Genomic DNA, 16,171 nt, shown 5'->3' on the forward strand with positions numbered 1-16,171 from the left:
GTGGCTTAACGGACAAGGGACCGCCCGGCTGCTGCCGGGCGGTCCCTTCAATGCCGGAAGGCAAGGGATGCTGCTGAAGCCTAGGCTTCGGTCAGAACCTTGGTGACGTTCGGGTCCACGGAGATGCCGGGGCCGAACGTGGTGGCCACGGTGGCCTTCTGGATGTAGCGGCCCTTGGAAGCGGACGGCTTCAGGCGAAGCACCTCTTCCAGTGCGGCTGCGTAGTTCTCAGCCAGCTTGACGGCGTCGAAGGACACCTTGCCGATGATGAAGTGAAGGTTGGAGTGCTTGTCGACGCGGAAGTCGATCTTTCCACCCTTGATGTCGTTGACGGCCTTGGTGACATCGGGGGTCACGGTGCCCGTCTTCGGGTTCGGCATCAGGTTACGCGGGCCCAGGACCTTACCGAGGCGGCCAACCTTGCCCATGAGGTCAGGGGTGGCGACGGCGGCGTCGAAGTCGGTCCAGCCGGCGGCGATCTTCTCGATCAGGTCATCGGAACCAACGAAGTCGGCGCCGGCAGCGATTGCTGCCTCAGCCTTGTCACCCGTGGCGAAAACCAGGACGCGGGCAGTCTTACCGGTGCCGTGGGGCAGGTTGACGGTGCCGCGGACCATCTGGTCAGCCTTGCGGGGATCGACGCCGAGGCGGAATGCAACCTCAACGGTGGCGTCGAACTTGGACGGGTTGGTGTCCTTGGCCAGCGTTATTGCCTCAAACGGCGCGTAGAACTTGCCCGCGTCGATCTTGGCGGCTGCTGCCTCATATGCTTTGCTGCGCTTTGCCATGCTGCTTATTTCTCCTTGTGCAGTTGTGGTCTGCGGACCGCGCTGGGCCCTGCCACAGTTGGTGCTCCGGCCCGTTATCCGTGCCGGATGTCCAACATCTCAATAGTGATGGTGCCGGTGGTCCCGGCGGTGCCGCCCGTCGTCGTGCCCGGTTTCCCGGACCCGGCAGCTGGGCAGCGAGGGATATTAACCCTCGACGGTGATGCCCATGGAGCGGGCGGTGCCGGCGATGATCTTCGCTGCGCCTTCGAGGCTGGTGGCGTTGAGGTCTTCCATCTTGGTGGAGGCGATCTCGTTAACCTGTGCCTGGGTCAGCTTGGCAACCTTGACGGTGTGCGGGGTAGCTGAACCCTTGGCGACGCCTGCAGCCTTCTTGATGAGCTCTGCAGCCGGCGGGGTCTTGGTGATGAACGTGAAGGAACGGTCCTCGTAGACCGTGATTTCCACGGGGATGACGTTTCCGCGCTGGGCTTCCGTCGCAGCGTTGTACGCCTTGCAGAATTCCATGATGTTGACACCGTGCTGGCCAAGCGCAGGACCAATCGGCGGGGCCGGGTTAGCGGCACCTGCCTGGATCTGCAGCTTGATGAGGCCGGTGACCTTCTTCTTGGGAGCCAATGTAGGGTCCTTCTCTCAATAACGTCCTGGGACACAGGAGCGTGCCTCAGGTTTTTGGCCGCCATGGCAAGGCGGCCGGCCGTTCCCGTGCCGCTAAGCGGGCAGCGCCGGAACGAATTCTTTGGGTTGTCAGATCTTGGTGACCTGGTTGAACGCCAGGGTGACCGGCGTTTCGCGCTCGAAGATGGAGACCAGGACCACGAGGGTCTGGGACTCGGGCTTGATCTCGGAAATCGTGGCGGGAAGGGTCTCGAACGGGCCTTCCTTGACGATGACGGATTCGCCAACCTCGAAGTCCACAGCCACGGGGGTCTGGTGCTGCTTGTTGACCGGCTTGCCCTTCTCGGCCTGCTCTTCCTCGAAGACCGGCGCGAGCATGGAGAATACCTCGTCGAGGCGCAGCGGTACCGGGTTGTGCGCGTTGCCCACGAAGCCGGTCACACCGGGAGTGTGGCGGACGGCACCCCAGGAGGCGTCGGTCAGGTCCATGCGGACCAGAACGTAGCCGGGGATGCGGACGCGGTTGATGACCTTGCGCTGAGCGTTCTTGATCTCAACGACTTCTTCCATGGGCACCTGGATCTCGAAGATGTAATCTTCCATGTCCAGGGTCTGGATACGGGTCTCCAGGTTGGCCTTTACGCGGTTTTCGTAACCGGCGTAGGAGTGGATGACGTACCAGTCACCTTCCTGGCGGCGCAGCTTGGCCTTGAATTCCTCAGCGGGGTCCACGTCGGCCTTGGCTGCGGCAGCGGCGAGGGCATCAGCGGACTCTTCGTCGGAGCCGGCCTCGTCAGCCTCGGCGTCGTCGTCGGTCTCGGCGTCAAAGTCGGAATCGGCGTCATCGGATTCGGGCGCGGAGGACTCAACCTCAGACTCGTCACCGGCTTCTGCCGTGATGTCCGCGGACTCTTCCAGCTCAGTCTCGGTTACCTCGAGCTCCTGCTCAGACACTTGGTCTCCTGCTTCCTCATTGCCTAACATGCCTATTTAAATGGCTCAATTCCGCACACCGGTGTATCCCTCCGGTTTCCCGGACGGAACACGCAGCCTGCGGACCGTTCAGCCTTAGCTGTCCGTGGGGCCGGTACCGCCGAAGATCCAGCCGACGGCGGTTCCGAAACCAATGTCCAGCAGGCTGACGATAATCATCATGATGCCTACGAACACCAGCACCACGAGCGTGTAATTAATCAGTTCCTTGCGGGTTGGTGCAACAACTTTCTTCAGTTCGCCGATGATCTGGCGGATGAAGAGTGCAATGCGGGCGAAGAAGTTTGCCTTGGCGTCCTTCTTAGCTGGGCGGCCCTTGGAGCTGCTGGCAGCTGTTTCGGTCACCTGGTCCTCGCTCATCTTTGCAATGTTGGATTACCCGGCCCTGATCAGAACCATGGTTGCTGCGCTTGCCCCGGATTTTCGCCCGGGGCAGCTTGCGCAGGGCAGACAGGACTCGAACCTGCAACCTGCGGTTTTGGAGACCGCTGCGCTACCAATTGCGCCACTACCCTATGGAGTGAATTCCACCCTCTGACAACGAACAACCAGCTTGCACTGGGGCGCACGTCATCATCCGTGTTTTCAACACCGGTGAACCAGTCTACGCAACAACTTCGCGTACGTCGAACCGGCCCGATTTCCGGCCCACCCTGCTTCCCGCCTTTCAGTGGCTGGCATACAGTCACAAATCAAAAGCGGCAACCCGGAGGGTCCGGTGAACAGCATAGAGTAGAACTCGTCGAATCCCACATTCCAGCCGCCAGGCTGCAAGCGAAGAACGGACCTGCCATGTCTGCCGCCCGCGTTTCCCAGCGCATTTCCGCAATAGCCGAATCCGCAACCCTTGCCGTTGATGCCAAGGCGAAGGCGCTGAAGGCAGCAGGCAGGCCGGTCATTGGGTTTGGCGCGGGCGAGCCGGACTTTCCCACCCCGGACTACATCGTCCAGGCTGCAATCGAAGCGGCAAGCCAGCCCAAGTACCACCGCTACTCCCCCGCGGGCGGGCTTCCCGAGCTGAAAAAGGCCATCGCCGAGAAAACCCTGCGGGACTCCGGCTACGCCGTCGAGCCTTCCCAGGTCCTGGTGACCAACGGCGGCAAGCAGGCCGTCTACAACACCTTCGCCACGCTGGTGGACCCGGGCGACGAGGTCATCGTTCCCACCCCGTTCTGGACCACCTACCCGGAGGCCATCCGGCTCGCGGGCGGGGTGCCCGTGGAGGTCTTCGCCGGCCCGGAGCAGGACTACCTTGTCACGGTTGAACAGCTAGAGGCAGCTGTCACGGACAAGACGAAGATCCTGCTGTTCGTCTCGCCGTCGAACCCCACCGGCTCTGTCTACTCCCCGGAGCAGGTGGCGGAGATCGGCAAGTGGGCCGCGGCGAAGGGCCTGTGGGTTGTCACCGACGAGATCTACGAGCACCTGACCTATGACGGCGTTCCTTTCACCTCCATCGCAACCGCCGCCCCGGAACTCGGCGACAAGGTGGTCATCCTCAACGGCGTCGCCAAGACCTACGCCATGACCGGCTGGCGCGTGGGCTGGATGATCGGCCCGGCCGACGTCATCAAGGCCGCCACCAACCTCCAGTCCCACGCCACGTCCAACGTCTCGAACATCATGCAGATCGCTGCCCTGGCCGCGGTTTCCGGCCCGCTGACGGCCGTGGACGAGATGAAGGTGGCGTTTGACCGCCGCCGCAAGGCCATCGTCGCCGGCCTCAATGCCATCCCTGGTGTTGAATGCCCGACGCCGAAGGGCGCCTTCTACGTGTACGCGGACGTCCGTGCGCTGCTGGGTAAGGAATTCCCGACGGCGTCCGGCACCGCCACGCCGCAGACCTCCGCCGAACTGGCGGCCCTGATCCTGGATGAAGTTGAGGTCGCCGTGGTTCCCGGCGAGGCTTTCGGCCCTTCCGGCTACCTGCGCCTGTCCTACGCCTTGGGCGACGAAGACCTGGCTACCGGCGTGCAGCGCCTGCAGGACTTCCTGGGCAAGGCCCAGTAGGACGCTCTCTCACTTAACGCAACAAAAACCGGAACGCTCTATCACTCCAATTAGGAGGGTGATAGAGCGTTCCGGTTTAAGGCGCATCCAGTGATAGAGCGTTGGGGAAAAACGGGCGTTAAGTGAGAGAGCGTTGGTTATAGGAGGCGGCGCTCGGCCGCCCACTTGGTGAGCTCGTGCCGGCTGGAGAGCTGGAGTTTGCGCAGCACCGCCGAGACATGAGTTTCCACGGTCTTGATGCTGATGAACAATTCCTTGGCCACCTCCTTATAGCTGTAGCCGCGGGCGATGAGCCGCATGACCTCAAGTTCACGGGCGGAGAGCTTGTCCAGTTCGTCGTCGGCGATGTCAGCCGGGGCCGTACCGAAGGCGTCCAGGACAAAACCTGCCAGCCGGGGCGAGAAGACGGCGTCTCCCCCGGCCACCCGATAAACGGCGTCGGTGATTTCGGCTCCGGAAATGGTCTTGGTGACGTAGCCGCGCGCTCCTGCCCGGATGACCGCCACAACGTCCTCCGCCGCGTCGGAAACACTGAGGGCAAGGAACCTGGTGGTGGGCAGCAGCGCGGCGGACCCGGCGATGACTTCGCGGCCGCCCCCGCCGAGCCCGCCCGGCAGGTGGACATCCAACAGCACCACCTCAGGGCGTTCCTGCGCAATCACGGCAACAGCCTGCTCCACTGTGGCGGCCTCACCCACCACCTGGATGCTGGGGTCAAGGTCCGCTTTCAGGCCCGAGCGGAAAATGGCATGGTCGTCGACAATGACCACCCGGACCGGCTGCCTGCCCTGTCCGGGCCCATTGCCGGTTCCCTGTGTGGGGTTCATGGTGTGCCTTCCGTTGTGTCCGGTTCCGCAGCCGGGAAAGCCAGCCGCACCTCTGTGCCCTCGCCGGTGCTGGTGATGGTTGCCGTGCCCCCGTGCCTGCTCATGCGGCCGATGATGGATTCCCGCACGCCCATCCGGTCCTCGGGGACGGCCTGGAGTTCAAATCCCGGCCCGCGGTCCTTGATGAACACCTCAGCGCGTCCGCCGGACACCTCCAGGTATACCGAGACCGTCCCGCCGCCGTGCCTGGAAGCATTGAGCATGGCCTCCCGGCTGGCCTGGACCAGCGCCTCGTGTCCTTCGGTAACGGCGGTGTCTCCCACGGTAACCACCTCCACGGCGTTACCCAGCAGATCCTCAACTTCGGCCGCAACCGCCTTGATCCGGTCCGAGAGCTGCCCGGCGTCCTTGCCGGGATCTTCAAAGAGCCAGCCCCGGAGCTCCCGCTCCTGCGCGCGGGCCAGCCGGACGACGTCGTGCTCGTTGGCGGCGCGTCGCTGGATAAGTGCCAGCGTCTGCAGCACCGAGTCATGCAGGTGGGCGGCAATCTCCGCCCGTTCGGTTTCCCGGATCCGGCCCGCCCGCTCAGCCTCAAGGTCGCGCCAGAACCTCAGGCCCCACGGGAGCAGGACCAGCACCACTCCCCCAAGAACGGCCACGGACGCCAGCAGCGCCAGCCAGGTCTGCTCCCAGGAACCGGAACCGGACACCATCACCAGGACACCGGCCACCACCAGCGCCAGGCCGGCCGCCAGCCGGGCCCATCCCCCGGCCTGGTCCGCTTTGGTCTTGTCCACAAGGCCCGCGCGCCGGGTCTCGTCCAGCTGCATCCAGGCGATCGAGGCGCCGCCGAGGACGGCCGCCGCCGGAATGAGGGTTCCCAATGGAATATCCACCCCCAGCAGCTGGGCGATGAGGATGCCCGCCACCAGGAGCAGTCCCACGCCCAGCAGGATCTCCTTGCCGTAACGCATCTCCCGGAACCGGAACCAGGGCGGCGGCCTGCCTGCCTCCGCCGCCTCCCCGGCGAAAGCACCCGCGCCAGGGCCGGCGCCCGCTGCTGAGGCGCCTGCCCCGCCGTCGGCCCCTCCCTCCGAAAGCGCGCCTCCGGCGGCAGGACCACCCGCGGCTGTGGCCGCCGCAGCAGTGGCCGGCATGGGCTCCAGGCTGACGGCAGGAGCAATAGGCGACGCCGGGCGGCGCCCCTGCCGCCGTGCACTTTCGTAAGCGGTGGGGACCATGATCCAAAGCCAGGCGTAAAAGACGACGCCGGCCCCGCCGGCGAAGGACGCCAGGACCATGCCCAGGCGTACGGCGTTCACCGGCAGCCCCAGATGCGCGGCCAGGCCGGAGCAGACGCCCGCGATGAAGCGGTCGCTGCGGCGGACCAGCGGGGGCCGGCCAAAGGCGGTTGTCATGGATCAATCCAAACATGGATCAGGGTTTCCGGGACGCGGTTTGCGGCGGAACCGGGGGTCGCTCAGGGACGGTTCAGGGTGTCCCCCAGTAGAGCGCGACTGCAGCGGACGGCAGGATCGAAGCATGAACCCGCAAACCACACCCCCGAACGACAGCCAGCCAGCCGAACCCCCATCCGACAGGGAGAAGGAAAACCCCACGGAGCCCCTTTCCCGGCAGACAAATCCCACGGAGCCCTTGGTGCCGCCGCCCTCCCAGCCAGTGGCATCACAGGAATCCGGCCATGACTTCCCCCAGGACCCCCCACCGCAGAACCAGCGTCCACAAGAGCCCCCGACCGGCGGCAGCTACGCGCCCGGTGGAAGCCCCGACCCAGGCGCCCCCCATACCGGCGTCCCGCAGCCGGGAGTTCCTCACCAGGGCGTCCCGCAGCCAGGCATCCCGCACCAGCAGACCGACTTCTTTACGTGGGTCCGCAGCCAGGGCATCGTCCGCGGCCAGGACCGCTGGGTGGGCGGAGTCTCCAGCGGCATCGCCCAGCGCCTGGGAATCGACCCGCTGATTGTCCGCGGCGTCTTCATTATCCTGGCCCTCTTCGCCGGCATTGGTGTGCTTTTCTACGGCCTGGCCTGGGCGTTCCTGCCTGAGCCAGACGGCAGGATCCACGTCCAGGAAGCCGGTGCGGGCCGCTGGACCAGCGGGATGACCGGCTCGCTGATCGCCGTGGTTCTCGGCTTCAGCGGCCTGGGCAACGGCTTCTGGGTCTGGGGCAACCAGGGCGTTGGCCCGTTCCTTTGGACCGTACTGTGGGTGGGCGGCGCGATCTACCTGATCTACTACCTGGTGCAGCGGAACAAGACAGCCGCCGGAACCCCGTCCGGCGCAGCATCCGGCACCACCGCATATTCTGCCAGCAGCACCGCTTACTCGTCCGGGACTACAGGCACAGCAACTCCCCCTTACTCGGACGTTGCGGGGAGCGGTCCGTTTGCCGGCAACCCCTACGGCGGAGCTACCGCCTCAGGCGGCAGTGGCGGATGGGGCACGAGCGGGTACGGCACCAGCGGGTACGGCGGCAGCCGTCCGTCGCCCGTTCCGCCCCCGGCCCCCCGCCCGCGTCCGGCTGGTCCCGGCACACCCGCCGTCGCAGTTGCTGCGGGCAGCGCCCTGCTGGTGGGCGCCGGGCTTAAGGCGCTGGATATCACCAACGTCATAGACCTCGGCGACTCCGCAAACGCTGTGGCCTGGGCCAGTGCCGCAGCCGTCCTGGGCCTGGGCATCCTGATCCTGGGCCTCCGCGGCCGCACCTCCGGCATCCTTTCGTTCTTCGCCGTGGCCGCCCTCATCACGGGAGGCATCTTCAACGTGGTGGGCAACAACGGTGAACGCGTCCGCTTCCAGCAGGTGGACTGGACGCCCACCAGTATCCAGCAGGCGAGCGACGGTTTTGACATCACCGCAGGCAGCGGCACCGTGGACCTGACTGAAATGAACCTGGAGGCGCCGCTCGAGTCAGAGGTACGTGTGCCGCTGGACATCACGGCCAGCAACGTCACCGTGGTCATCCCGGATGATGTGCCCGTGGACATCAGGGCCGACATGACCATGGGCAACCTGACCGAACAGGGAAACCAGCGCGGCGGCATCACCACCCGCGAAAGCAGCTACAACACCGACCAGCCCGGCAGCCACCTGGTAATCCAGATCCATGGCACCGTCAGCAATGTCACCATCCAGGAAGGTAACTGACAATGAGCAGCCAAACACCGGCCCCGGACCCGTACGCTGCGGGAAGCACGACGGCGGGAAGCACCTCGCCTGCCCCTCCTTCGGGGGCGAGGGTGGGAACCATCGTCTGGGGCCTGATCGTCCTCGCGCTGGCGGCATTGATCATCATCTCGCAACTGGGCATCGTCACCCTGAACGGGACGTATGTCCTCATTGGGCTCATGATCGGAGCGGGTGCAGCCCTGGTGGTGGGCGGACTCCTCTCGGCCCGGAAACGTGACAACAGCACCACAACACGGGAGTCTTGAACCATGGACAAGTTTTTCAGCATCGTCAGGGGCCTTGGCCTGCAACGCGGACCGGAGCGCTGGCTCGGCGGGGTGCTGGGCGGAATTGCAGCGAAACTCAACGTGGATGTTGCATTCGTCCGGATCGCCTTCCTGGTCTTCTGCCTGCTCCCCGGCCCGGCCGTCATCTTCTATCTCCTGGCCTGGATCATCCTGCCCGACCAGCGGAACGTCATCCCGCTGCAGGTCTTCCTTGACAGGCGCTCACTGAACCGCCCGTAAGCACAAAGGCATACCAGCCCCGCTCCCCTTGGGGGCGGGGCTTTCATGTAACCAGTTTGTGTCGTACCCCACACACCGCACTAGACTCTACGTGAGCTCAGCGTGGCGCTCTGCCTGTAAACCCTCTCCCCAGGATTTGAGCGAGACATGAAAATTGGAATCCTTACCAGCGGTGGCGACTGCCCCGGATTGAACGCGGTGATCCGCGGAGCCGTCCTCAAAGGCATCGCGATCCACGGCCACGAATTCGTCGGTTTCCTCGACGGCTGGCGCGGCGTTGTTGAGGGCGACATCATCGATATTCCCCGGACCATGGTCCGTGGCATCGCGAAACAGGGCGGCACCATCCTTGGTACGTCCCGCACCAACCCCTTCGAAAACGGCGGCGGCCCCGAGGTCATCAAAGGCCACATGGAGCGCCTGGGCATCGACGCGATCATCGCGATCGGTGGTGAAGGAACCCTGGCCGCAGCCAAGCGGCTCACGGATGCCGGGCTGAAGATCGTGGGTGTTCCCAAGACCGTGGACAACGACCTTGACGCCACCGACTACACCTTCGGCTTCGACACCGCCGTCCAGATCGCCACCGAAGCCATCGACCGGCTCCGCACCACCGGCGAATCGCACCACCGCTGCATGATTGCCGAAGTCATGGGCCGGCACGTGGGCTGGATCGCCCTGCACGCCGGCATGGCCGCGGGCGCCCACGCCATCCTCATCCCGGAGCAGAAGGTCAGCATCGAGCAGATCACGGAGTGGGTGAAGGAGGCCCACGCCCGTGGCCGCGCACCGCTGGTGGTGGTGGCTGAAGGCTTTGTTCCGGAGCACATGGAATCGCCGCACTCGGAACGCGGCCTTGACACCTTTGGCCGGCCCCGCCTGGGCGGCATCGCCGACCAGCTCGCCCCGGAACTCGAAGCCCGAACCGGCATCGAAACCCGCTCCACCATCCTGGGCCACATCCAACGCGGCGGCGTGCCCTCAGCCTTTGACCGCGTCCTAGCCACCCGCCTGGGCATGGCAGCCATTGATTCCGTGGTGGAAGGCTACTGGGGCACGATGGTGGCGCTCAAGGGAACGGACATCGAGCATGTGGGCTTCCAGGAGGCCCTGGGCAAACTGAAGACCGTGCCGCAGAAGCGCTACGACGAAGCCGCCGTCCTCTTCGGCTGAGTGGTGCACACGGGCCATGTCGTCGCCGCGGGGCCGGTTTGCCCCGTCCCCGCGGTGTCCCGTTCGGCTGCGCCGTCCTGCCGTCCTAGGCTGGAAGCATGACACTTGACCCCGGTTCCGCCGCCATCATCCAGCTTGCGTGGGCCCGGCGCCTGGGGCTGGACGACGACGCTTTCAGTACCGCCCTTTCGTCTGGTGAACGCATCGTTCGGTCAGACGAATCCGTGCGGACCGTGGAGTTCGTTCGGCTCTTTGGAAGCTCGGCACTCGTGGGGCCGCAGTGGGTGATTGACGCCGCATCGGACATCCCGGACGAGGAGATGGCCCAGCACGTCACCCTCCTGACGCTGACCCGGTCCCATGGCGGCCATGGCCTGGGTGCTGCTGCCCTGTTCTTCGCCGACGACCTGCCCTTGAAGCAGCCCTCGGAGGAGCTGACCGTATCGCACGGCAACCCCGAAGCGATCGAGCTTGAGGGCAGGTGCCCGCCGGACGACGTCAATGAAGTAGGCCTGTCCGATCTGGAGAACCGGTTCACCATCGTTCACGAAATCGAGGGTCGCCGGGTACCGCTGGCATGCGGGGCCTACACCGAGTGGGAGGGCCTGCTGGCCCACCTCGGCGTGCTGGTGGACCCGGAGTGGCGCCGCCGTGGACTTGGCTCCCTTGCTGCCTCGATCGCCGCCCATGAAGCCCTCACGGCAGGGCTCACGCTTCAATGGCGCACCGACGTCAGCAACACCGGATCCCTGGCCCTGGCCCGGAAGCTCGGCCTGTCAGCCGGGGGAATCGAGACCAGCGTCCATCTTGGCTGACCGCGGTTCATTCCCCGGCCCTGGAGCGGCCAGGTAATCCACCTAGGCCAGAAGATCCAGGATCTCCGTACGGGCGAACATTTGGGCGGCCGCGCGGGCGGAGGGGGAACCTGCGTCCGGGTCCGCCCCCGCGTCCAGCAGGACACGCGCAACGTCCTGGTAGCCCTTGAACGCCGCCCCCGCCAGCGGGGTCTGGCCGCGGTCGTTGGCCGTGTTTGCGTCCGCGCCGTGCTGCAGGAGCAGCTGAACGGCGTCGGCATGGCCGTGGTAGGCGGCCAGCATCAGGAGGGAGTCGCCGGCGGAGTTGGTGAGGACCGCGGGGGCGCCGGCCTCGAGGTAGGCACGCAGCAGCGCCGCGTCACCGTCCCTGGCTGCCTGGAAGAGTGTGTGCGCCAAAGCCAGCGTCTCGTCGTCGGGCGCTGCATTGGTGTCGGCGTTCTCAGTCACTGTCGGGGCCCCTTGAGGAATCCGGTCTGGCGCCCCACGACCTGGCCGGCATCAGGGGCAACGATGATTTCCTGTGCGGCGGGGTACGGTTCCTCGCCATCCAGGACTGTCAGTATTTCATCCGGCGCCACGGAACGCTTTATGACTGCCAGGGCAACCGGGCCCATCTCGTAGTGCTGGGCGACGGACGTCACCGTCCCTACCTTACGCTCGCCCAGCAGGACCGGGCTCCCCGCCTGCGGCAGCGTGTGCTGGGACCCGTCCAGCTGGAGGAAGACAAGCCGGCGGGGCGGGTGGCCGAGGTTGTGCACCCGCGAAATGGTTTCCTGCCCCTTGTAGCACCCCTTCGCCAGGTGGACGGCAGTGCGGAGGAGGTCCAGTTCGTGGGGAATCGTCTTGTCGTCCGTTTCGGCTCCGATCCGGGGACGCCAGGCTGCTACCCGAAGCGCTTCCGCCGCCAGCGTACCCGCGAGGGGGCGCTCCGCCACCCTCTGCACCAACTCAGCAGCAGGCACCAGGTACTCGAACCACGGGCGCTCAAGCCCGGGATGGCTTGCCTCCGGGACGGTCGCGTAGGAGTAGCCGCCAGCCCCCACATGGGGCCACGGGTCTTCCCAGACCAGCAGGTCGGACCATTCGGGAACGGCTTTAGTGGTGCCAACCACTGCCCAGTCCGCAGAGACGTCGGCGATCTCCACCCGCAGCATGAACTTCATCCTGTTGAGGAACTCGGCCAGCGGCGCGGCTTCGGCGGCCTCGACAATCAGCCAGGTGGTCCCGCCGTCGTCAATCACGCGGGCGTCGAAGTCGATCCTGCCCTGCACGCTCAGGAGGAGCAGTTCGCTCGACTGGCCGGGCTGCAGGCCAGCCACCTGCTGTGAAGAGAGCGTGTTGAGCCAGCTCAGCCGGTCCGGTCCGGTCACCGTAACAACGCCTCGGGAGGAAAGGTCGACGACGGCAATTCCGGCCGCGAGGGCGCGCTGCTCGCGCAGGGGCTCGCCGTAGTGGGCGGCAACGCCTGCGTCCGCACCGGCAGCCTGGACGGCGCCGGGGCGGGACAGCAGGGGGCTGGGAGTAGTCATATTCAGTAGAAGTCCTTCAGGCTCGCCGGTATTCCGGATTTTTCCAATTGCAGCGGCGGCACTGCCGCTGCCGTTTCCGCCCAAAGACCGAAAGGATCAGGAGACTTTCTTGAGGAACGCGGACGCGTGGGCTTCCAGTCCCTTGCCTTCCTTGCCGCCCACGGCGACGTCCCACCGCCACAGGAGGTTCCCGTCCACCAGGCCGAAGATCCTGGTGGCGGCGCTGTAATCCTTGGAGTGGCTGCCGCGCATCACCATATCCGTGGTGAGCTGGATCTGCGGACCCTTGATCTGCCCGTAGTACAACTCAGAAATGCCGCCCGGATGCGAGATTGACACCGAGATGTCGAAGCCGCCCTCCTTGTTGCGCAGCGCCTCGACTTCGTCGGCACTCTTCAACGCGGGAACGATGTCGGCGGGAATCAGCCCGGGGCCGCCGTCGGCATCCAACTGTTTGCGCTCCAGCGCCCAGAAGCCGGTCTCCACCGTGAGCGGCCGCAGGCGCGTACCGTCGTCGTCAGTCAGCCAGCTTTCGGCACGGTACTGAAGGTAAGGCAGCCCGTTGTGCGTGAACGACACGTGCTGCAGGAAGTGCTCCGAGTCCTCATCCCCGCTGCCGAGCCGGCCGCGGCCCTCCCACTCACCAATGAGCCAGGACAGGGGAACAAGTTCCGGGGTCAGATCTGTAGGAATCTCAATGGGCACAGCAATTACCTCTGGAAACGGCTAGCTCCGGGAAAAAGGCGTCTACTTCTGGCCCTTGAACAGCCGGTAGACCACGAAGCCGGCAAACCAGGCCATGGCGAGGCTGGCGATGCCGAGCAGGACAAGGAAGAAGATTTCAAAAGCAAGTACGGACATGATGCCATCCTAACGCGTTAGTAGATGAGTAGTTTGTCTATGAAGTAAGCAAGGGAACCCACTGCGGCCACAGGGGCAAGGCCCATGCCCAGGGCGGCCGCAATGTTCAGAGGGGCACCGCGGAGGGTGACCAGCCGCCGGAAGCTGGCCAGCACCGCACCCACCACGACGCCGAAAATGGCGGCCGGGACCACTTCGATGTCCGAAAGCACCAGGCCGGCCAGTGGCCCGGCCAGCCCTGCCATCACAATTCCAAGGGGCGCCACGATGGTGTCCGGCCAGCGGATCAGTCCGGCGAGCAGGGCAACCGCGGCGCTGATGGCGGCCACCAGGAGCATTTCACGGACACCGTTGAACCGTGCTCCTGCTATCCATCCGGAGCCCAGGCAGGCGAGCAGCACACCTGCACAGCAGCCGAGCGTCGACTCCAGCCGCTGCGCCTGTCCGGTTCCGCGGATCAGCTGCACTACGAAAACCGCCATCATGCCCAGCGCGATGAATGCCGGGGTCCAGTCCAGGTAGCCCGGGGCGGGAGCAAACCCGGCGGCGACCGCTGACGCGGCGCCCGGCACGGCGATCACCGCGGCAAGCGTCTTCTTCGCGGGGATCCGGAGGAAGTGCGGCCAGCCAAAGCCGATGGCAGCGGCAATGGCAACAGCTACGCCCATGAGGACCTCGCGCGAGGTGTAAACCCCGGCGATGATGGCGGCCAGGCCGGCCACCCCCACGACGCCGATGGTCCACGAGCCCAAAGACTGTGCCGGCGCCTGCAACTCCGCCGTCATGCGGAACCCGGCCTGGACTTAGTTTCTGCACTCACTGCGCTGCAATCCCATCCTGGCGTCGACCTGGAAAGGCGGAGCCGCCCTTCGGGGAGGGCGTCGGGGCCCCCGGCTCAATCCTGCCCTATATGAACGGCATATGTCGCAAAATGTAACCCTGACAGGGCCGAATCCATGGCGATAAAGGACCCGCCGGGTATACTCAAAGCTCAGCTAAGCTCCCTGCCAAGGCTGGCCGGCCGGCTCTTCAGGAACGGCCCAACACCGGGGCGGGAAGCCAGTACCGGCCGGTTAAAACCCGGTTCAGTCGCCCAATGATGCGCGGACGGCCCTTGGAGGAACAATGTCGCACATCCTGCTCTTGACGAACAGCACTGGCTCTTCGGTGGACATCCTGCCTGCCTTGGAATTGCTGAACCACCGCGTCCACATCCTCCCTGCCGAACCCACCGCCCTCCTGGAAACGGACCCGTGCGACATCGTGCTGCTGGATGCCCGCAAGGACCTGGTGGGTGCACGCTCCCTCACCCAGCTTCTGAAAGCCACGGGCCTGAGCGCACCGCTGGTCCTGATCCTGACCGAAGGCGGCATGGCCGCCGTTTCCTCGGCCTGGGCCGTAGATGACATCGTTCTGGACTCTGCCGGCCCCGCCGAGGTGGAAGCCCGGATCAGGCTGTCCGTTGCCCGTGCCGTGCCGGAGCAGGAGGACGCACCCACTGAAATCCGCGCCGCCGGCGTCATCATCGACGAGGCAAGCTATACAGCCCGCGTCAATGGCGCTCCCCTTAACCTGACGTTCAAGGAATTCGAGCTGCTGAAGTACCTGGCGCAGCACCCGGGCCGCGTCTTCACCCGGCAGCAGCTGCTCACCGAAGTCTGGGGCTACGACTACTACGGTGGAACCCGCACCGTGGATGTCCACGTCCGGCGTCTGCGTGCCAAGCTCGGCGCCGACCACGAAAACCTCATCAGCACGGTCCGCAATGTGGGCTACCGCCTCACCCTGGTGCGTCAGCAGGAGGACGAACTCACCGAGGCCTGAGCGTCCGCGCAGCTTCCCGTATAGCCTTGCCTCATGACTCCAGCGCACCCCGAGAAGTGGCCCGTCCATGTTGAACGAGGCGCCGTTGACCAGCAGCTCCTGAGGGATTGCAGGGACCTCCTGGCCGCGGCCGAGGAATCCGACGGCAATCCGTCCATCTCGGAGCAGACCCTTGTGACCATGCGGGCGGGGGACTCCGCGGAGCACTCCCTGCTGACCCTGGCGCTGTATGCCCCTGACGAGGACTCCGACCCCGCCTCCGGCCAGGATCTCGCCGGTTTCGCGGTGGTGGTGGAAGCGCCGGACGGCACCGGAGTGCTGGAGATCGCGGTCCACCCCAGCTACCGAAACCAGGGCGTTGCGGACCGGCTGGCGGGCGCCCTGAAGGAACGCCGCGGGCTGGACGGGCTGAAGGCGTGGTCCCATGGCAACCATGAGGCCGCTGCTGACCTGGCCGCCCGCTACGGCTTCGGTCCCATCCGCGAGCTTTGGAAGATGAGGATGACGACGGCGGGAGCGGACCTTCCCGAGCCTTACCTTCCGGAGGGCGTCTCCCTCCGCACTTTCGTGCCGGGGAAGGACGAGGAGCCATGGCTCGCCCTGAACCGGGCCGCCTTCGCCCACCACCCCGAACAAGGGAGTCTCACCCGGGCCGACCTCGACGCGCGGATGGCGGAGGAGTGGTTCGATCCTGCAGGGTTCTTCCTGGCTGAAGACGGCCGGGGCAACCTGCTCGGCTACCACTGGACCAAGGTGCACCCGCGGCACGGCGGCCACCCGGCCATCGGGGAGGTCTACGCGGTGGGTGTGGCGCCGGAGGCGCAGGGCACGGGCCTCGGCAAGGCGTTGACGATTGCCGGTATCCGGTACCTCCAGGGCCTGGGGCTGCACGCCGTCATGCTGTACACCGACGCCGATAATGCCCCGGCCGTTGCGCTGTACCGCAAGCTGGGCTTCACCCGCTGGGACATGGACGTGATGTACGGGCCGGTGGCAGCCGGGTAGTCCGGCGCGCCG

18 protein-coding genes and 1 tRNA gene are annotated in these 16,171 nt (G+C 65.7%); 8 read left to right on the forward strand and 11 right to left on the reverse strand.

Annotated features, from left to right (window positions below; all coding sequences use genetic code 11):
* Positions 1-80: 80 nt before the first annotated feature.
* From rplA to ASPHE3_RS14015, 5 genes are all read right to left on the reverse strand, one after another.
* The gene (rplA, locus tag ASPHE3_RS13995) at positions 81-788 is read right to left on the reverse strand and encodes a 50S ribosomal protein L1 (RefSeq protein WP_013601846.1); all 708 of its coding nucleotides are present in this window, start codon (positions 786-788) and stop codon (positions 81-83) included.
* A gap of 186 nt (positions 789-974) precedes the next feature.
* Positions 975-1,406 (reverse strand): 50S ribosomal protein L11, encoded by a 432-nt coding sequence (gene rplK, locus ASPHE3_RS14000; RefSeq protein WP_003803853.1) that lies wholly within the window; start codon positions 1,404-1,406, stop codon positions 975-977.
* 129 nt (positions 1,407-1,535) lie between these two features.
* Positions 1,536-2,360, reverse strand: coding sequence for a transcription termination/antitermination protein NusG (gene nusG / locus ASPHE3_RS14005; RefSeq protein WP_013601847.1), 825 nt, complete (start codon positions 2,358-2,360; stop codon positions 1,536-1,538).
* A gap of 114 nt (positions 2,361-2,474) precedes the next feature.
* Positions 2,475-2,759: a preprotein translocase subunit SecE gene (gene secE, locus ASPHE3_RS14010; protein WP_013601848.1), complete on the reverse strand. Its 285-nt coding sequence runs from the start codon at positions 2,757-2,759 to the stop codon at positions 2,475-2,477.
* Positions 2,760-2,841: 82 nt separating this feature from the next.
* A tRNA-Trp gene (locus tag ASPHE3_RS14015) sits at positions 2,842-2,914 on the reverse strand.
* Between the two features lie 277 nt (positions 2,915-3,191).
* On the opposite strand from ASPHE3_RS14015, the gene ASPHE3_RS14020 reads away from it, so the two are divergent.
* Positions 3,192-4,409: a pyridoxal phosphate-dependent aminotransferase gene (locus ASPHE3_RS14020; protein WP_013601849.1), complete on the forward strand. Its 1,218-nt coding sequence runs from the start codon at positions 3,192-3,194 to the stop codon at positions 4,407-4,409.
* 137 nt (positions 4,410-4,546) lie between these two features.
* On the opposite strand, the gene ASPHE3_RS14025 is transcribed toward ASPHE3_RS14020, so the two are convergent.
* Positions 4,547-5,236 carry a LuxR C-terminal-related transcriptional regulator gene (locus ASPHE3_RS14025; protein WP_013601850.1) on the reverse strand — a complete coding sequence of 230 codons (690 nt, stop codon included), beginning with the start codon at positions 5,234-5,236 and terminating at the stop codon, positions 4,547-4,549.
* Complete coding sequence (locus ASPHE3_RS14030) at positions 5,233-6,654, reverse strand: ATP-binding protein (RefSeq protein ID WP_013601851.1); 1,422 nt, start codon at positions 6,652-6,654, stop codon at positions 5,233-5,235. Before ASPHE3_RS14030 ends, ASPHE3_RS14025 begins: the two co-directional genes overlap by 4 nt.
* A 124-nt stretch (positions 6,655-6,778) precedes the next feature.
* On the opposite strand from ASPHE3_RS14030, the gene ASPHE3_RS14035 reads away from it, so the two are divergent.
* From ASPHE3_RS14035 to ASPHE3_RS14055, 5 genes are all read left to right on the forward strand, one after another.
* On the forward strand, positions 6,779-8,404 hold the full coding sequence (locus ASPHE3_RS14035; RefSeq protein ID WP_013601852.1) for a PspC domain-containing protein: 1,626 nt from the start codon (positions 6,779-6,781) through the stop codon (positions 8,402-8,404).
* 2 nt (positions 8,405-8,406) lie between these two features.
* On the forward strand, positions 8,407-8,691 hold the full coding sequence (locus tag ASPHE3_RS14040; protein ID WP_041652220.1) for a hypothetical protein: 285 nt from the start codon (positions 8,407-8,409) through the stop codon (positions 8,689-8,691).
* A gap of 3 nt (positions 8,692-8,694) precedes the next feature.
* Positions 8,695-8,952: a PspC domain-containing protein gene (locus tag ASPHE3_RS14045; RefSeq protein WP_013601854.1), complete on the forward strand. Its 258-nt coding sequence runs from the start codon at positions 8,695-8,697 to the stop codon at positions 8,950-8,952.
* Positions 8,953-9,099: 147 nt separating this feature from the next.
* Positions 9,100-10,125, forward strand: coding sequence for an ATP-dependent 6-phosphofructokinase (locus ASPHE3_RS14050; RefSeq protein ID WP_013601855.1), 1,026 nt, complete (start codon positions 9,100-9,102; stop codon positions 10,123-10,125).
* A gap of 98 nt (positions 10,126-10,223) precedes the next feature.
* Positions 10,224-10,940 (forward strand): GNAT family N-acetyltransferase, encoded by a 717-nt coding sequence (locus ASPHE3_RS14055; protein WP_013601856.1) that lies wholly within the window; start codon positions 10,224-10,226, stop codon positions 10,938-10,940.
* A gap of 42 nt (positions 10,941-10,982) precedes the next feature.
* On the opposite strand, the gene ASPHE3_RS14060 is transcribed toward ASPHE3_RS14055, so the two are convergent.
* The 4 genes from ASPHE3_RS14060 to ASPHE3_RS14075 all read right to left on the reverse strand — a co-directional run bounded on the left by ASPHE3_RS14060 (position 10,983) and on the right by ASPHE3_RS14075 (position 14,115).
* On the reverse strand, positions 10,983-11,387 hold the full coding sequence (locus ASPHE3_RS14060) for an ankyrin repeat domain-containing protein (RefSeq protein WP_013601857.1): 405 nt from the start codon (positions 11,385-11,387) through the stop codon (positions 10,983-10,985).
* Complete coding sequence (ygfZ, locus tag ASPHE3_RS14065; protein ID WP_013601858.1) at positions 11,384-12,469, reverse strand: CAF17-like 4Fe-4S cluster assembly/insertion protein YgfZ; 1,086 nt, start codon at positions 12,467-12,469, stop codon at positions 11,384-11,386. Before ygfZ ends, ASPHE3_RS14060 begins: the two co-directional genes overlap by 4 nt.
* A gap of 96 nt (positions 12,470-12,565) precedes the next feature.
* Complete coding sequence (locus tag ASPHE3_RS14070) at positions 12,566-13,174, reverse strand: nitrobindin family protein (protein WP_013601859.1); 609 nt, start codon at positions 13,172-13,174, stop codon at positions 12,566-12,568.
* 173 nt (positions 13,175-13,347) lie between these two features.
* Positions 13,348-14,115, reverse strand: a complete 768-nt coding sequence (locus tag ASPHE3_RS14075; protein ID WP_041652223.1) for a hypothetical protein — start codon at positions 14,113-14,115, stop codon at positions 13,348-13,350.
* A 340-nt stretch (positions 14,116-14,455) separates the two neighbouring features.
* Here ASPHE3_RS14075 and ASPHE3_RS14080 point away from each other — a divergent pair, with 340 nt between their 5' ends.
* Both ASPHE3_RS14080 and mshD read left to right on the forward strand, forming a co-directional pair.
* Positions 14,456-15,154 carry a winged helix-turn-helix transcriptional regulator gene (locus ASPHE3_RS14080; protein WP_013601862.1) on the forward strand — a complete coding sequence of 233 codons (699 nt, stop codon included), beginning with the start codon at positions 14,456-14,458 and terminating at the stop codon, positions 15,152-15,154.
* A 33-nt stretch (positions 15,155-15,187) separates the two neighbouring features.
* Positions 15,188-16,159, forward strand: a complete 972-nt coding sequence (gene mshD / locus ASPHE3_RS14085) for a mycothiol synthase (protein ID WP_013601863.1) — start codon at positions 15,188-15,190, stop codon at positions 16,157-16,159.
* Positions 16,160-16,171: the final 12 nt, after the last annotated feature.

It is taken from the genome of Pseudarthrobacter phenanthrenivorans Sphe3 (assembly GCF_000189535.1).
Taxonomy (GTDB): domain Bacteria; phylum Actinomycetota; class Actinomycetes; order Actinomycetales; family Micrococcaceae; genus Arthrobacter; species Arthrobacter phenanthrenivorans.

Excerpts from the sequence above, each read along its gene's own strand:
- rplA (WP_013601846.1), bottom strand. The coding sequence starts at position 788 with ATGGCAAAGCGCAGCAAAGCATATGAGGCAGCAGCCGCCAAGATCGAC.
- secE (WP_013601848.1), bottom strand. The coding sequence starts at position 2,759 with ATGAGCGAGGACCAGGTGACCGAAACAGCTGCCAGCAGCTCCAAGGGC.
- ASPHE3_RS14020 (WP_013601849.1), top strand. The coding sequence starts at position 3,192 with ATGTCTGCCGCCCGCGTTTCCCAGCGCATTTCCGCAATAGCCGAATCC.
- ASPHE3_RS14025 (WP_013601850.1), bottom strand. The coding sequence starts at position 5,236 with ATGAACCCCACACAGGGAACCGGCAATGGGCCCGGACAGGGCAGGCAG.
- ASPHE3_RS14030 (WP_013601851.1), bottom strand. The coding sequence starts at position 6,654 with ATGACAACCGCCTTTGGCCGGCCCCCGCTGGTCCGCCGCAGCGACCGC.
- ASPHE3_RS14035 (WP_013601852.1), top strand. The coding sequence starts at position 6,779 with ATGAACCCGCAAACCACACCCCCGAACGACAGCCAGCCAGCCGAACCC.
- ASPHE3_RS14040 (WP_041652220.1), top strand. The coding sequence starts at position 8,407 with ATGAGCAGCCAAACACCGGCCCCGGACCCGTACGCTGCGGGAAGCACG.
- ASPHE3_RS14045 (WP_013601854.1), top strand. The coding sequence starts at position 8,695 with ATGGACAAGTTTTTCAGCATCGTCAGGGGCCTTGGCCTGCAACGCGGA.
- ASPHE3_RS14050 (WP_013601855.1), top strand. The coding sequence starts at position 9,100 with ATGAAAATTGGAATCCTTACCAGCGGTGGCGACTGCCCCGGATTGAAC.
- ASPHE3_RS14055 (WP_013601856.1), top strand. The coding sequence starts at position 10,224 with ATGACACTTGACCCCGGTTCCGCCGCCATCATCCAGCTTGCGTGGGCC.
- ygfZ (WP_013601858.1), bottom strand. The coding sequence starts at position 12,469 with ATGACTACTCCCAGCCCCCTGCTGTCCCGCCCCGGCGCCGTCCAGGCT.
- ASPHE3_RS14075 (WP_041652223.1), bottom strand. The coding sequence starts at position 14,115 with ATGACGGCGGAGTTGCAGGCGCCGGCACAGTCTTTGGGCTCGTGGACC.
- ASPHE3_RS14080 (WP_013601862.1), top strand. The coding sequence starts at position 14,456 with ATGTCGCACATCCTGCTCTTGACGAACAGCACTGGCTCTTCGGTGGAC.
- mshD (WP_013601863.1), top strand. The coding sequence starts at position 15,188 with ATGACTCCAGCGCACCCCGAGAAGTGGCCCGTCCATGTTGAACGAGGC.